At 65.3% G+C, this 14850-nt stretch carries 15 protein-coding genes; 11 read left to right on the top strand and 4 right to left on the bottom strand.

Features of this window, described 5'->3' with window-relative positions:
- Nucleotides 1–14: 14 nt before the first annotated feature.
- The 6 genes from sufD to M1247_RS07695 all read left to right on the top strand — a co-directional run bounded on the left by sufD (nucleotide 15) and on the right by M1247_RS07695 (nucleotide 4868).
- On the top strand, nucleotides 15–1190 hold the full coding sequence (gene sufD / locus M1247_RS07720) for a Fe-S cluster assembly protein SufD (protein ID WP_317155709.1): 1176 nt from the start codon (nucleotides 15–17) through the stop codon (nucleotides 1188–1190).
- On the top strand, nucleotides 1190–1957 hold the full coding sequence (gene sufC, locus M1247_RS07715; RefSeq protein WP_317155708.1) for a Fe-S cluster assembly ATPase SufC: 768 nt from the start codon (nucleotides 1190–1192) through the stop codon (nucleotides 1955–1957). Before sufD ends, sufC begins: the two co-directional genes overlap by 1 nt.
- 1 nt (nucleotide 1958) lies before the next feature.
- Nucleotides 1959–3230 (top strand): cysteine desulfurase, encoded by a 1272-nt coding sequence (locus tag M1247_RS07710; RefSeq protein WP_317155707.1) that lies wholly within the window; start codon nucleotides 1959–1961, stop codon nucleotides 3228–3230.
- Nucleotides 3227–3703 (top strand): Fe-S cluster assembly sulfur transfer protein SufU, encoded by a 477-nt coding sequence (gene sufU / locus M1247_RS07705; RefSeq protein WP_458695194.1) that lies wholly within the window; start codon nucleotides 3227–3229, stop codon nucleotides 3701–3703. Before M1247_RS07710 ends, sufU begins: the two co-directional genes overlap by 4 nt.
- Nucleotides 3675–4025 (top strand): metal-sulfur cluster assembly factor, encoded by a 351-nt coding sequence (locus M1247_RS07700; protein ID WP_317155706.1) that lies wholly within the window; start codon nucleotides 3675–3677, stop codon nucleotides 4023–4025. Before sufU ends, M1247_RS07700 begins: the two co-directional genes overlap by 29 nt.
- Before the next feature lie 156 nt (nucleotides 4026–4181).
- Nucleotides 4182–4868, top strand: coding sequence for a DUF8548 family protein (locus M1247_RS07695; RefSeq protein WP_317155705.1), 687 nt, complete (start codon nucleotides 4182–4184; stop codon nucleotides 4866–4868).
- Here the strand turns inward: M1247_RS07695 and M1247_RS07690 are convergent.
- Entirely contained in the window at nucleotides 4863–6248 is a 1386-nt protein-coding gene (locus M1247_RS07690) for a hypothetical protein (protein WP_317155704.1), read from the bottom strand. The genes M1247_RS07695 and M1247_RS07690 overlap by 6 nt on opposite strands.
- On the bottom strand, nucleotides 6245–6832 hold the full coding sequence (locus M1247_RS07685) for a TetR/AcrR family transcriptional regulator (RefSeq protein WP_317155703.1): 588 nt from the start codon (nucleotides 6830–6832) through the stop codon (nucleotides 6245–6247). The genes M1247_RS07690 and M1247_RS07685 overlap by 4 nt, the downstream gene beginning before the upstream one ends.
- Nucleotides 6833–6947: 115 nt before the next feature.
- Here M1247_RS07685 and M1247_RS07680 point away from each other — a divergent pair, with 115 nt between their 5' ends.
- The 5 genes from M1247_RS07680 to M1247_RS07660 all read left to right on the top strand — a co-directional run bounded on the left by M1247_RS07680 (nucleotide 6948) and on the right by M1247_RS07660 (nucleotide 11304).
- Entirely contained in the window at nucleotides 6948–8054 is a 1107-nt protein-coding gene (locus M1247_RS07680) for an oxidoreductase (protein ID WP_317156154.1), read from the top strand.
- Between the two features lie 45 nt (nucleotides 8055–8099).
- The gene (gene trxA / locus M1247_RS07675) at nucleotides 8100–8465 is read left to right on the top strand and encodes a thioredoxin (RefSeq protein ID WP_317155702.1); all 366 of its coding nucleotides are present in this window, start codon (nucleotides 8100–8102) and stop codon (nucleotides 8463–8465) included.
- 33 nt (nucleotides 8466–8498) lie between these two features.
- Nucleotides 8499–9329, top strand: coding sequence for an enoyl-CoA hydratase (locus M1247_RS07670; RefSeq protein WP_317155701.1), 831 nt, complete (start codon nucleotides 8499–8501; stop codon nucleotides 9327–9329).
- Between the two features lie 23 nt (nucleotides 9330–9352).
- On the top strand, nucleotides 9353–10981 hold the full coding sequence (locus M1247_RS07665; protein ID WP_317155700.1) for an ABC-F family ATP-binding cassette domain-containing protein: 1629 nt from the start codon (nucleotides 9353–9355) through the stop codon (nucleotides 10979–10981).
- 128 nt (nucleotides 10982–11109) lie between these two features.
- Nucleotides 11110–11304: a helix-turn-helix domain-containing protein gene (locus M1247_RS07660; protein WP_317155699.1), complete on the top strand. Its 195-nt coding sequence runs from the start codon at nucleotides 11110–11112 to the stop codon at nucleotides 11302–11304.
- 13 nt (nucleotides 11305–11317) lie between these two features.
- Here M1247_RS07660 and M1247_RS07655 read toward each other — a convergent pair whose 3' ends face one another.
- Nucleotides 11318–11902 carry a TetR/AcrR family transcriptional regulator gene (locus tag M1247_RS07655; RefSeq protein ID WP_317155698.1) on the bottom strand — a complete coding sequence of 195 codons (585 nt, stop codon included), beginning with the start codon at nucleotides 11900–11902 and terminating at the stop codon, nucleotides 11318–11320.
- A 64-nt stretch (nucleotides 11903–11966) separates the two neighbouring features.
- Nucleotides 11967–14783, bottom strand: coding sequence for an aconitate hydratase (locus tag M1247_RS07650; RefSeq protein WP_317155697.1), 2817 nt, complete (start codon nucleotides 14781–14783; stop codon nucleotides 11967–11969).
- Between the last annotated feature and the right edge of the window lie 67 nt (nucleotides 14784–14850).

Raw genomic sequence — 14850 nt, 5'->3', positions numbered from 1 at the left:
CGGGGAAAAATCTGATGGGTGCCCATAACCTGACGACGGCGGTCGAAGGCCAGAACAAGGGTGAGGTGTTCACGTCGTTCGACGTCGATGCCTTCGAGGTGCCCGGCGGTCGCGACGAGATCTGGCGGTTCACCCCGCTGAAGCGTCTGCGCGGGCTGCACAACGGCTCGGCCCCTGTCACCGGCAGTGCCCTGATCGAGGTGTCCGAGCGCCCCGGCGTGACGATCGAGACGGTGGAACGCGGCGACAATCGGCTCGGTCAGGGCGGCGTACCGGCCGACCGGGTTGCGGCCCAGGCATTTTCGTCGTTCGGCCACGCCACGATCGTGACCGTTGGCCGCGATACCCAGGTCGAGGAACCGATCGAGATCACCATCAACGGTCCCGGCGAAGGGGCCACCGCCTACGGCCATCTGCAGATTCAGATCGCTGAACTCGCCGAGGCTGTGGTGGTCATCGACCACCGCGGCAGCGGGACGTACGCCGACAACATCGAATTCGTGATCGGCGACAGCGCACAACTGAAAGTGGTGTCGATCGCGGACTGGGCCGACGACGCGGTGCATGTGAGCATGCATCACGCGACGCTCGGCAAGGATGCGGTGTTGCGGCACTTCGCGGTCACCCTCGGTGGCGACGTCGCGCGGTTGACCGGACGCGTCCGGTTCAATGCACCCGGTGGCGACGCGGAGTTGCTCGGTCTGTACTTCGCCGACGACGGGCAGCATTTCGAATCGCGGCTACTCGTCGACCATGCGCAGCCGAAGTGCCGCTCGCATGTGACGTACAAGGGTGCGCTGCAAGGGGATCCGGACTCGAACAAGCCCGATACCCACACTGTGTGGATCGGCGACGTGCTGATCCGTGCCGAAGCCGAGGGCACCGACACCTACGAGGTGAACCGCAACCTGGTGCTCACCGACGGGGCACGGGCCGACTCGGTTCCCAACCTGGAGATCGAGACCGGGGAGATCATCGGCGCGGGGCATGCCAGCGCCACCGGCCGATTCGATGACGAGCAGCTGTTCTACCTGCAGGCCCGCGGTATTCCCGAGGATCAGGCGCGGCGTCTGGTGGTGCGCGGATTCTTCGGAGAGATCATCCAGAAGATCACCGTGCCCGCCGTGCGCGAACGTCTCACCGCCGCCATCGAACACGAACTTGAGCTAACTGAAGGAATCAATCACTGATGAGCACACTGGAAATCAAGGATCTGCACGTCAGCGTTGCCGCGACCGAGGCGGGCGAGGCGATCCCGATCCTCAAGGGCGTCGACCTCACCGTGAACTCGGGGGAGACCCACGCATTGATGGGCCCCAACGGTTCCGGCAAGTCCACGTTGTCCTATGCCGTGGCCGGCCACCCCAAGTACGCCGTCACGTCGGGCTCGATCACGCTCGACGGCCAGGACGTGCTGGAGATGAGCATCGACGAGCGCGCGCGTGCGGGCCTCTTCCTGGCGATGCAGTACCCGGTCGAGGTGCCCGGTGTATCGATGTCGAACTTCCTGCGCACCGCGGCGACCGCGGTCCGTGGCGAGGCGCCGAAGCTGCGCCACTGGGTCAAGGAAGTCAAGTCCGCCATGGACGACCTCGACATCGACCCGGCGTTCGGTGAACGCAGCGTCAACGAGGGATTCTCCGGCGGCGAGAAGAAGCGCCACGAGATCCTGCAGCTGTCTCTGCTCAAGCCCAAGATCGCGATCCTCGACGAGACCGACTCCGGTCTGGACGTCGACGCGCTCCGGGTGGTCAGTGAGGGCGTCAACCGCTACGCCGAGGAAAGCCACGGCGGCGTCCTGCTGATCACGCACTACACCCGCATCCTGCGCTACATCCAGCCGCAGTTCGTGCATGTCTTCGTCGGCGGCCGGATCGTGGCATCGGGCGGCCCCGAGTTGGCCGATGAACTTGAAGAGAACGGATACGTGCGCTTCACCCAAACTGTCGGGGCATGACATGACTACCTCGGTACGGGCATTGGATCCCGCTGAGGTGGCGAGGGTCCGGACAGATTTCCCGATTCTGGGCCGGGTGATGCGCGGCGGAAAGCAGTTGGCCTACCTGGATTCCGGGGCCACCTCGCAGAAACCGCTGGCGGTGCTCGACGCCGAACGGGATTTCCTGATCACCTCCAACGGCGCGGTGCATCGCGGCGCGCACCAGTTGATGGAGGAATCCACCGATGCCTACGAGCAGGGTCGCGCAGACATCGCCGCGTTCGTCGGTGCCGACGGCGACGAATTGGTGTTCACCAAGAACGCCACCGAGGCGCTCAACCTGGTCTCTTATGTGTTGGCTGACAAGCGCTTCGATGGCCACGCGCTCGGCCCAGGCGACGTCATCGTCACGACCGAGATCGAGCATCACGCCAATCTGATTCCGTGGCAGGAGTTGGCGCGGCGCACCGGTGCCACCCTGCGTTGGTACGGCATCACGTCAGAAGGACCGGACGCCGGTCGGATCGACCTGGATTCCCTGCAGCTCGACGACAACGTGAAAGTCGTGGCATTCAGTCATCATTCGAATGTCACCGGCGCGATCGCCGATGTGGCGGAGCTGGTCGCGCGGGCGAAGGCGGTCGGTGCACTGACCGTGCTCGATGCCTGCCAGTCGGTGCCGCACCAGCCGGTCGACTTTCATGCGCTCGATGTCGATTTCGCGGCATTCTCGGGGCACAAGATGTTGGGCCCCACCGGAATCGGTGTGCTCTACGGCCGGCGCGATCTACTGAACGCGATGCCGCCCTTCCTGACCGGTGGCTCGATGATCGAGACCGTCACGATGGAGAAGACCACTTTCGCGCCCGCGCCGCAGCGCTTTGAAGCGGGTACCCCGATGACTTCTCAGGTGGTCGGTTTGGCGGCGGCCGCACGGTATCTGAGTGCACTGGACATGTCGGCGGTCGAGGCGCACGAGGCCCAGTTGGTCGAGGCCGCGCTGACCGGCTTGTCGGAGATCCCCGGCGTGCGGATCATCGGTCCGACGGCGCTAAAGCACCGGGGTTCGCCGGTGAGTTTCGTCGTCGACGGCATCCACGCCCACGACGTCGGGCAGGTGCTCGACGACGAGGGTGTCGCGGTCCGCGTTGGGCATCACTGCGCGGCGCCGTTGCACCGCCGGTTCGGTATCACCGCCACCGCGCGGGCGTCATTCGCGGTGTACAACACGCTCGACGAGGTCGACCGTCTGATCGCAGGCGTGAAACGTGCAGTGGAGTTTTTCGCGTGAGAATGGAACAGATGTACCAGGAAGTGATCCTGGACCACTACAAGCACCCCCACCATCGCGGACTGCGGGAGCCGTTCGCCGCACAGGTGCATCACGTCAATCCCACCTGCGGAGACGAGGTGACGCTGCGGTTGGCGCTGTCCGAAGATGGCGAGACGGTCGCCGACATCTCCTATGACGGGCAGGGTTGTTCGATCAGCCAGGCCGCCACGTCGGTGCTCACCGATCAGGTGATCGGCCAGAGCGTCGGTGATGCGCTCAAGACGGTGGCGGCCTTCACGGAGATGATTTCCTCGCGCGGCAACGTTGAGGGGGACGAAGATGTACTGGGAGACGGCATCGCATTCGCCGGTGTCGCCAAGTACCCGGCACGGGTGAAGTGCGCGCTGCTGGGTTGGATGGCATTCAAAGACGCGCTGGCCCAGGCCAGTGAGGAGGAGCAGGATGAGCGACACCACAGCGCCAGAAGATGACCAATTGCTGGCCGAGGTTGAAGAGGCCATGCACGATGTGGTGGACCCCGAACTCGGCATCAATGTCGTCGACCTCGGACTGGTCTACGGGCTCAACGTGGAGCAGGGCGATGAGGGGAAGGTCGCGCTGATCGACATGACTCTGACCTCTGCGGCGTGTCCCCTGACCGACGTGATCGAGGACCAGTCCCGTAGCGCGCTGGTGGGCGCAGGACTGGTCAAGGAGATCAAGATCAACTGGGTGTGGAACCCGCCGTGGGGTCCGGACAAGATCACCGACGACGGCCGCGAGCAACTCCGGGCCCTCGGTTTCACTGTTTAGCGTTCGTCTGAGCGTCATTACGGCCGTGTAGTCACGGTCTCGCCTGTGGATAACTCCCGATGCGCGCGTCGTTTCGGAGAGATCCTGTCGGCCGGCGTTGTTAGCTTCCGCACGACGGAGCCGGAAAGGTCTCCGCACGACGGAAGGGGAACTGCCATGCATGCCGACGTTGAACTGTTGCGGGCCGCTTGTGAGCGCGATCTTGGTGATCCGACACGCTGGTTCGAGTCAACCGGACATCCGAACTCGTTGGCGCTGTGCGTGCTCGACGCGATCTACTCGCCTGGGGCGCGGCGTGCGACGGTGGACAAGGTGATCGCCCGCTATCGCGGTTACCGGGCCGCGCAGGCCTCCGATGCCGACACCGACGGCCTCGGCGAACTGTTGGCCACCATTGCCGAACTCGGCGGGCCCGACCCGTGGGCGACGCAGATCGGTAACCGGCGGCCGACCTCGACCGCTGCCGGGGCTCCGCTGAGGTCGGTCGCCGTGGCGAGTGTGGCGCACGCGCTGGTGGCACTCGGTATCCGGACGGCCGAGGAGTTACGGGCGGTCGCCGCGGATCAACTTGGCCGGGAGCAGGCCAGAGTCGTGTGGTGTGCGGCACCGGGCCAGCGGTCGGGATTCACCTGGGATTACACGTTGATGCTGGCCCAGATACCGGGGACGACGGCAGAGCAGACGGTGGTCGGTTATGTCGCCCGGGAGGTCAGCGAGATCAGTGCCACCCGGGCAGCGGAGTTGGTGCGTGACGTCGCGGACGCCAACGGCTGGAACGCGGTAGCGCTCGAGCATGCGATCTGGCGGTTCGAGTCGGGAAGACCGCATCAACGGGCGTCATGACGTGGTCTCGGCGGTCTGACACGGCACCACCTCGACGTCGTACGGGCCGAGCGCGATCGTGCTGTGCGGCGCCAACGCGATCTCGACCCGTGTGTTGGTCTTGTTGATGAGCAGAAGTTTTCGAGACCCGCCCGGCCCGACAAAGCCCTGGGCGTGGATCCGGGAGTCCCCGACGCCAGGTTGTCCTGTTGTCGTTGCGACGAGTGCATCGCCCGGTCCGAAGTTACGCAGCAGGAGTTCGAGGGCACGGTAGCGGCGGTTGGGTTCACCGGTGTCCCAGTTGATCAGCGTGGTGCCCGGGATCATGCCGGGATAGTCCATGAACTCGGCGATGCCGACGAGATCGACGCCCAACGTCACCAGTTGTGCCCAGAGGTAGGACTGCACCGACGCGCTCAGGGCCCAGTATTCGTCGGGGATGTCGGGTTGTGGGTTCATGACGTCGGCGGGAAAGGTGCCGACTTCGTTGACGAATGTTTTGGTCTCCGGCGCGAGCCTGCGCCGGATCGAATCGATGAGTCGGACCTGCTCGATGAAACCGTCGGCCTGCGCGAAATAGATGTCACGGCAGTGGCTTTGCGGTGGATTCGCCTCGGCCGAGTATGGGTCGACCATCTCCGAGTGCGCGTAGAAGTGGAACGACATCGCGTCCGGTGCCGTGCCGGTGTGGTGGTTGGCAGGGTCGAGGAAGGTCCAGAAGTATTCGGGATCGTGGTGCTTGTGGGTCAGTGACAGGCCGACGAATTTCATCTGCGGGTCGAGTGGCTGCAGGCGCCGCACCGCGGCGTCGTAGAGCGCGGTGTAGGTCTCCGGTGACAGCCCGCGCAGGTCAGGTTCGCACAGCACTTCCCAGTAGGCGAACCGGTAGCGATGTCCGGACTCGTGCCACCGGCCGAGTTCGTCGGTGAATCCGCCTGCGATGTACCAGCTGGCGAGCCGGAAGAAGTAGTCGACCACTTCGGTGAAGGTGGAGTCGCGTAGTTCCGTGCCCCGCTCGTAGTCCCACACGATCGCATCCGGGTCATCGGGTACCGATACCGGTTCGGTGAACATCCAGGCCGGGATGGTGGCGAAGTTGGCGACGACGGGTCTGCCCTCGGCGGCGTCCATGAAGTCTTCCACGAAGGGGTCGAGAAGACTGAAGTCCCAATGTGTTTCATCTTTCGATGGCGGACGCAGTTCAGGTACCGACAGCCGGGGATGGGAGAACCAGGGCAGGAACCGGGTCAGATCGGCCTTCAGGGCGCGCAGCGCGTCGAACGCCTTGTCGTGGATTGGTGAGCCGCGGCGTAGCGGGGGAGCGGTCCACAGGTGCGTGGTCAGGATGGTCTGCGAGGTGGCGGTGCAAGCCGCCCAGTCGGCGGTTACCGGAATCGTCATATCTCTCCTGCGTAGTCGGGGCATCCGAGGGCGGGCAGGATCGCCTGGTCGACGATCGCTGCGCGAATGCGCTGGTCGGGAACCTCTCCGGTGTCGATCTGATGCTTGATCACCAGCGCCTCCCCGATATCGCAGACGATCGGGGTGAGGTACGTGGCGTCGATCTCGCCGCGGGCGGCGTAGTGCTCGATGACGGTCTGGGTGAAGCGCTGTCCGTTGGGCTCGAACACCGTGCGGTACAGCGCCTCGACCAGATCGGGTCGCCGCCGGCGTTCAGCGAGGATGGCCGCCACCACCGGCGCGGTCGGTCCCCTCAGCCATGCGGCGAGTTGATCGAGTGACTGCAACAGGTCGCCACGCAGGTTTCCCCCCTCCACGGCAGGGGTCTCGATCGGATACGCCTCGCTCAATGCGTCGAGTAAGAGCTCCTCGGCTGTCGCCCAGTGTCGGTAGATCGACGTTTTGGCAGCGGACGCGCGCCGTGCGATCCCTTCGACGGTCAGACCGGCGAGGCCGGTACTGGCGACTTCGGCAAGTACGGCGGCCCGGCAGTCGGCTTTCAGGTCATCGCGCTGTCTCCGCACACCCGCACTATAGATACGGATACGTAGCTACGCAATCGTATCTATCATATTCGACAGTCGTCGACACCGAAAAACCCGCGCTGAGCAGAACGGAATCTCACCGTTGGAGCTGGTGTTGCAGCCAGTTGTGAACCCAACGCGTGATGATCTCTTCAGTCCGCTGACCATCGGCTCGCTGACCGTCCCCAACCGTTTCGCGATGGCCCCGATGACACGCACGGCTTCACCGGGTGGCATCCCGGGACCCGACGTCGCGGCGTACTACGCGCGCCGCGCCGCAGGCGGTGTGGGGCTGATCATCACCGAGGGCGTCCGACTGGCGCCGCCCGAGGCCGGTTGGCCGGCGAGCATCCCCACCATCGCCGGCGAGAAGGTGCTGGCCGGCTGGCGCGCAGTCACCGACGCGGTGCACAGCCACGGTGCGACGATTGCAGCGCAGTTGTGGCATCAGGGTGTCAGGCGCGATGACGCCGACGGTGTCAGCCCCGTGAGTCCGTCCGGGGTGGACAGCACCGGTGAGCCACGTGGGCGGGCGCTGCGCGCCGACGAGCTGGCCGGGGTGGCGGACTCGTTCGCCCAGGCGGCCCGCAATGCGCGCGACGCCGGTTTCGACGCGGTCGAACTGCACGGCGCACATGGGTATCTGCTCGACCAGTTTCTTTGGGCGAGGACGAATTTGCGGGCAGACGGCTACGGCGGCGATATCGCAGGCCGCACCCGGTTTCCGGCCGAGGTGGTGGCGGCGGTGCGGGCGGCCGTCGGGGCCGACTATCCGATCATCTTCCGCTTCTCGCAGTGGAAGCAGAACGACTACACCGCATCGATCGCCGACGATCCGTCTGAATTGCACGCGCTGTTGGCGCCGTTGATGCAGGCGGGCGTCGACGTCTTTCACCCCTCCACCCGCAGACATTACAAACCCGCGTTCCCCGACTCCGGGCTCAGCCTCGCGGGTTGGACGAAGCAGGTGACCGGACGTCCGGTGATCACGGTCGGCTCGGTGGGGCTGCAGACCGAGTTCACGAGTGCACGCGCGGGCGGTCACATCCAACCGGCGTCCGTTGACGAGTTGCTCGCACACTTCGCCGCCGGCGAGTTCGACATCGTCGCGATCGGCCGGGCACTACTGTCGGACCCGGCCTGGGTGAACCGGCTGCGCGACGGATCGCTCGAAGGGTTCGCCGGGTATGACGCTGAAACTGCCTTGGCCCGGTTGCATTGACCACATATTGGGAACAAGCAGGTAAACCGCAGTGTTAGGAGAGACGTGAGTACGCAAGACATCACCGCTGAACAATTCAACGACACCATCACCGACAACGACATCGTGTTGGTGGACTTCTGGGCGTCCTGGTGCGGGCCGTGCAAGGCTTTCGCGCCGACGTTCGCGGCGTCGGCCGACAAGCATCCCGACGTGGTGCACGCGAAGGTCGATACCGAGGCTGAGCAGGCACTGGCCGCCGCCGCGGAGATCCGGTCGATTCCGACGCTGATGGCGTTCAAGAAGGGCAAGCTGGTGTTCAACCAGGCAGGCGCCCTGCCGCCGGCGGCGCTGGAGGACCTGGTTCAGAAGGTCAGGGATTTCGACGTCGACGCCGCAATCGCGGCGCAGGACGGCACCGAGCAGCAGTAGCGCTGCACTCGGTATCGGCAAGCACGCGATAGCGTGCTTGCCGTGACTGACCACAATCGATTTGTTCTGGTCGAACGTCCGCGGCCGGGTGTGGCGCTGGTAACCCTGAACCGTCCCGAGCGGATGAACTCGATGGCCTTCGACGTCATGGTGCCGCTCAAGCACGTGCTCGACGAGCTCCGATCCGACAACTCGGTGCGGGTGGTGGTGCTGACCGGGGCAGGCCGCGGCTTCTCTTCGGGAGCCGACCACAAGTCGGCGGGATCGGTGCCTCATGTGGACGGGCTGACCAGGCCCACGTTCGCACTGCGTTCGATGGAGTTGCTCGACGACGTGATCCTGGCGTTGCGGCGGCTGCACCAGCCCGTCATCGCCGCGGTGAACGGTGCGGCGATCGGCGGTGGGCTCTGCCTGGCGCTGGCCTGCGATATCCGGGTAGCCGCCGACGGCGCCTATTTCCGCGCCGCCGGGATCAACAACGGGCTGACCGCCAGCGAACTGGGCCTCTCTTACCTGCTACCGAGGGCGATCGGGGCTTCGCGGGCTTTCGAGATCATGCTGACCGGCCGCGACGTGGACGCCGACGAGGCCCAGCGCATCGGTCTGGTGTCGCATTCGGTGCCCGAGAACACGCTGCTTGCGACCTGTTATGAGATGGCCGAAGGCATGGCCGCGTTCTCCCGGCCGGGAATCGAGTTGACCAAGCGCACACTTTGGAGTGGACTGGACGCCGCTAGTCTGGAAGGGCACATGCAGGCCGAAGGCCTGGGACAACTCTTCGTGCGCCTGCTCACCGCGAATTTCGAGGAAGCTGTGGCTGCGCGCGCGGAAAAGCGGCCCGCGGTCTTCACAGACGACAAATAAGACGAACAAGGGAGGACGGCAGCGTGATCACCGCAACGGACCTGGAGGTCCGCGCCGGCGCGCGCACGCTGCTGTCCACCGACGGTGCCGCACTGCGCGTGCAGCCGGGGGACCGCATCGGGCTGGTCGGGCGCAACGGCGCAGGCAAGACCACGACGATGCGCATCCTCGCCGGCGAAGGGGAGCCCTACGCAGGCAGCATCGCGCGCACCGGTGAGATCGGTTACCTCCCACAGGATCCCAAAGAAGGCGATCTCGATGTGTTGGCCCGCGACCGGGTGCTCTCGGCCCGCGGCCTCGACACGCTGCTGGCCGACCTGGAGAAGCAACAGGTACTGATGGCCGAGGTCGCCGACGATGCCGCGCGGGACAAGGCCGTGCGCCGCTACGGTCAGCTCGAGGAGCGGTTCTCCTCGCTCGGCGGTTACGCCGCCGAGAGTGAGGCCGGTCGCATCTGCGCCAGCCTCGGCTTACCGGATCGCGTGCTGACCCAGCCGCTGCGGACCCTCTCCGGTGGCCAGCGTCGCCGCGTCGAGCTGGCCCGGATCCTTTTCGCCGCGTCCGACACGGGTTCGGGTTCGGCCACCACGCTGTTGCTCGACGAGCCCACCAACCACCTCGACGCGGATTCGGTCGGCTGGCTGCGGACCTTCCTGCAGAACCACACCGGCGGCCTGGTCGTCATCAGCCACAACGTCGACCTGCTCGCCGATGTGGTCAACCGGGTGTGGTTCCTCGATGCGGTGCGCGGCGAGGCCGACGTTTACAACATGGGCTGGCAGAAGTATCTCGACGCCCGCGCGACCGATGAACAACGTCGCCGCCGGGAGCGCGCCAACGCCGAACGTAAGGCCTCGGCATTGCGCACCCAGGCCGCGAAGATGGGGGCGAAGGCCACCAAAGCCGTTGCCGCGCAGAACATGTTGCGTCGCGCCGACCGAATGATCGCATCGCTGGATGCGGAGCGGGTGGCCGACAAGGTGGCGCGGATCAAGTTCCCGACGCCGGCCCCGTGCGGTAAGACCCCGCTGGTGGCCAAGGGCCTGACCAAGAACTACGGCTCGCTGGAGATCTTCACCGGGGTCGATCTGGCGATCGACCGCGGTTCGCGGGTGGTGGTGCTCGGTCTCAACGGTGCAGGCAAGACCACCCTGCTGCGACTGCTCGCCGGAGCGGAAACCGCAGACGCCGGTGCGCTGGAACCCGGCCACGGGCTCAAGGTGGGCTACTTCGCCCAGGAACACGACACCCTCGACGATCACGCCACGGTGTGGGAGAACATCCGTCACGCCGCCCCGGACACCGGGGAGCAGGATCTGCGCGGGCTGCTGGGTGCGTTCATGTTCACCGGCCCGCAACTCGACCAGCAGGCAGGCACCCTCTCGGGTGGTGAGAAGACCCGGCTGGCGCTGGCCGGTCTGGTTGCCTCGACGGCCAATGTGTTGTTGCTGGACGAGCCGACCAACAACCTCGACCCGGCGTCGCGCGAACAGGTTCTCGACGCGCTACGCAGTTATCTCGGCGCGGTCGTGCTGGTGACACACGATCCGGGGGCGGCTGAGGCACTCAATCCGCAGCGGGTGGTGCTGCTGCCCGACGGCACCGAGGACTTCTGGTCGGCGGAGTACCGGGACCTCATCGAACTCGCCTGACGCGAAAACACAAGAACCGCCGGATCTTCGGGCTCGTAAATATAAGACGTTGGACAAATCCGCCCAAGGGTGTGTCAGCGGTTCCTAGTCTGGGTATGCGTCGGGAGATCCAAAGCGGGGAGATGTCGATGAAGGAAATGAACAAAACTCGCGACGAGCTGTTGGACGAGTTGCGTTCCGCTTATGAAGGTGGCGCCAGCATTCGGTCGCTCGTCGCCAGAACGGGCCGTTCCTACGGCTCGATCCACAGCTTGTTGCGCGAATCGGGAACCACCATGCGCAGTCGTGGCGGTCCCAATCACCGCACCCGGTCGCGGTCCTAGGCGACCGCGACCGTCACTGCTCGGTGGTTGCCTGCCGCTGTTGGCGCACCGAAGCTTCGACGAGGTCGAGCACCGCGCTGAGATCCTTCGGGTCCTCGCCGGAGGCGAGTCGGGCCACCAGGCCGTCGAGTACCAGGTCCAGATAGATGTGTAGCACCGCGCTCGGCACATCGTCGCGCAGTCGGCCGGCCTGCTTCTGACGGCGCAGGCGTTCGGTTGTCGCCGTTGACAGTTCGGCGGACCGCTCGGCCCACCCGCGGTGGAAGTCCGGATCGTTACGCAGTTTGCGGGCGATCTCGAGGCGGGTGGCCAACCAGTCGAACTGTTCGGGTGCGGCGAGCATGTCGCGCATCACCTGGATGAGACCTTCCCGCGAGGCCACCTCGGCCATGCGTTCGGCGTCCTCGCGGGCCAACTCGAAGAACAGCGTGTCCTTGTCGCGGAAATGATGGAAGATTGCGCCGCGCGACAGCCCGATTGTCTGTTCGAGCCGTCGCACGGTCGCACTCTCGTAACCGTATTGCGCGAAGCAGCGCCGGGCACCGTCGAGAATCTGACGGCGCCTGGCGGCGAGATGATCGTCGGTCACCCTGGGCAATTGACCACTCCTCGCGCACGCGCTGGTTTCATTGCCGTGGCTGCCTCGTCCGGTCCGGCCAGGACTACTTCGACTTCAGCATGTTGCGCAGTACGTACTGCAAGATGCCGCCGTTGCGGTAGTAGTCGGCCTCGCCGGGGGTGTCGATGCGCACGACCGCGTCGAACTCCACCTTCGAACCGTCGGACTTCGTGGCGGTGACATGCACCGTCTTCGGCGTCTTGCCCGAGTTCAGTTCGGTGATACCGGTGATGTCGTAGGTCTCGGTGCCGTCCAATTTGAGACTCGACGCAGATTCGCCCTCCGGGAACTGCAGCGGAATGACGCCCATGCCAATGAGGTTCGAGCGGTGGATGCGTTCGAACGACTCGGTGATCACCGCGCGCACGCCCAGCAACGTGGTGCCCTTGGCAGCCCAGTCCCGCGAGGAGCCCGAGCCGTACTCTTTGCCGCCCAAGACCACCAGTGGGATACCGGCCGCCTGGTAGTTCTGCGAAGCGTCGTAGATGAACGCCTGCGGACCACCATCCTGGGTGAAGTCGCGCGTGTAGCCGCCGGACACGTCGTCGAGCAACTGGTTGCGCAGCCGGATGTTGGCGAAGGTGCCGCGGATCATCACCTCGTGGTTGCCGCGTCGCGACCCGAAGGAGTTGTAGTCCTTGCGGTCGATGCCGTTGGCGTCGAGGTACTGCGCGGCCGGAGTGCCGGGCTTGATCGAGCCGGCTGGGCTGATGTGGTCGGTGGTCACCGAGTCACCCAGCAGCGCCAGGACTCTCGCGCCGGCGATGTCGGTCACCGCAGTGGGCTCGGCCGGCATTCCGTCGAAGTACGGAGGCTTGCGCACATAGGTCGACTTGGGATCCCAGTCGAACGTCTTGCCGTCCGGGGTCGGCAGGTTGCGCCAGCGCTCGTCGCCCTTGAAGACATCGGCATAGTTCTTGATGAACATCTCCTGGTTGATCGCCGAGGCGATGGTCTCGGAGATGTCCTTCTGCGACGGCCAGATGTCTTTGAGGAACACGTCGTTGCCCTCGCCATCCTGGCCGAGCGGGTCGGTCTCGAAGTCGAAGTCCATGGTCCCCGCCAGGGCGTAGGCGATCACCAGCGGCGGCGAGGCCAGGTAGTTCATCTTGACGTCGGGGGAGATGCGACCTTCGAAGTTGCGGTTGCCCGACAGTGCCGCGGTGACCGCCAGGTCGTTGTCGTTGATCGCCGCCGAGATCTCCTCGGCCAGCGGGCCGCTGTTGCCGATACACGTGGTGCAGCCGTAACCGACGAGATAGAAGCCGAGCTTCTCCAGGTACGGCCGCAGTCCGGCACGGTCGTAGTAGTCGGTGACGACCTGTGAACCGGGGGCCAGGGATGTCTTCACCCACGGCTTGGAGGTCAGTCCCTTTTCGACGGCGTTCTTGGCGAGCAGGGCGGCGCCCAGCATCACCGACGGGTTCGAGGTGTTGGTGCACGAGGTGATCGCGGCGATCACCACCGCGCCGTGGTCCAGCACGAACTCGCCGAGTTCCTCGGAACGGACGGTCACCGGCTTGCTCGGCCTGCCCGCGGCGCCGTTGGCGGCCGAGGGGCGCACGTCGACCGCTCCGTCATCGGCGAACGACAGCGAGACCGGGTCGCTGGCCGGGAACGATTCTTCGACGGCTTCGTCGAGCTTGGTCTCGGGAGCCGGGTGGTTTTCCTCGACGTAGTTGTGGATGTCCTTGCGGAATGCGTTCTTGGCATCGGAGAGTTCGATGCGATCCTGCGGCCGCTTCGGCCCGGCGATCGACGGAACCACGTCGCCCAGATCCAGTTCGAGGTACTCGGAGAACACGGGTTCGCGGTCCGGGTTGTGCCACATACCCTGCGCCTTGGCGTACGCCTCAACGAGCGCGAGCTGATCCTCCGGGCGCCCGGTCATCCGCAGATAGTCGATGGTGACGTCGTCGATCGGGAAAATTGCTGCGGTAGAACCGAATTCGGGGCTCATGTTGCCCAGCGTGGCGCGGTTGGCCAGCGGCACCTCGGCCACGCCCTTGCCGTAGAACTCGACAAACTTGCCCACCACGCCGTGCTTGCGCAGCATGTCGGTCACGGTCAGCACCACGTCGGTGGCGGTCACGCCCGGCTTGATCTCGCCGGTGAGTTTGAATCCGACCACGCGGGGGATGAGCATCGAGACCGGCTGGCCCAGCATCGCGGCCTCGGCCTCGATACCGCCGACGCCCCAGCCCAGCACGCCGAGGCCGTTGACCATCGTGGTGTGGCTGTCGGTGCCCACGCAGGTGTCCGGGTAGGCCACGCCGTCGCGCACCATGACCGTCCGGGCCAGGTATTCGATGTTGACCTGGTGCACGATGCCGGTACCCGGGGGCACCACCTTGAAGTCGTCGAATGCGCCCTGGCCCCAACGCAGGAATTGATAGCGCTCGCCGTTGCGGCCGTACTCGATCTCGACGTTGCGCTCGAAGGCGTCGGCCCGCCCGAACACGTCGATGATGACGGAGTGGTCGATGACCAGTTCGGCGGGGGCGAGCGGGTTCACCTGTTCGAGGTCACCGCCGAGTTCTCCGACCGCCTCTCGCATGGTGGCCAGATCGACCACACACGGGACGCCGGTGAAGTCCTGCATGATCACGCGGGCCGGCGTGAACTGGATCTCGGTGCTCGGGTCGGCGGAGGGATCCCAGTTCGCGATCGCCTCGATGTGGTCCTTGGTGATATTGGCGCCGTCCTCGGTGCGCAGCAGATTCTCGGCGAGCACCTTGAGGCTGTAGGGAAGTTTCTCGGTACCGGGTACCGCATCCAGACGATAGATCTCATAGCTGTTGTCCCCGACTGTCAGCGCGTCGCGGGCTCCAAACGAATTCACCGAATCTTTGCTGCTCACATCAACTCCCGGCTCGATCTCGCCGCGACGGGCTGTGTCGACGGCGTTCTAACCTTAACAGTACGCT

It is taken from the genome of Mycobacterium appelbergii (assembly GCF_032883035.1).
In the GTDB taxonomy this organism is placed as follows: domain Bacteria; phylum Actinomycetota; class Actinomycetes; order Mycobacteriales; family Mycobacteriaceae; genus Mycobacterium; species Mycobacterium appelbergii.
The sequence above is the reverse complement of the archived record's forward strand: the minus strand, read 5'-3'. Positions and strand labels throughout refer to the sequence as shown.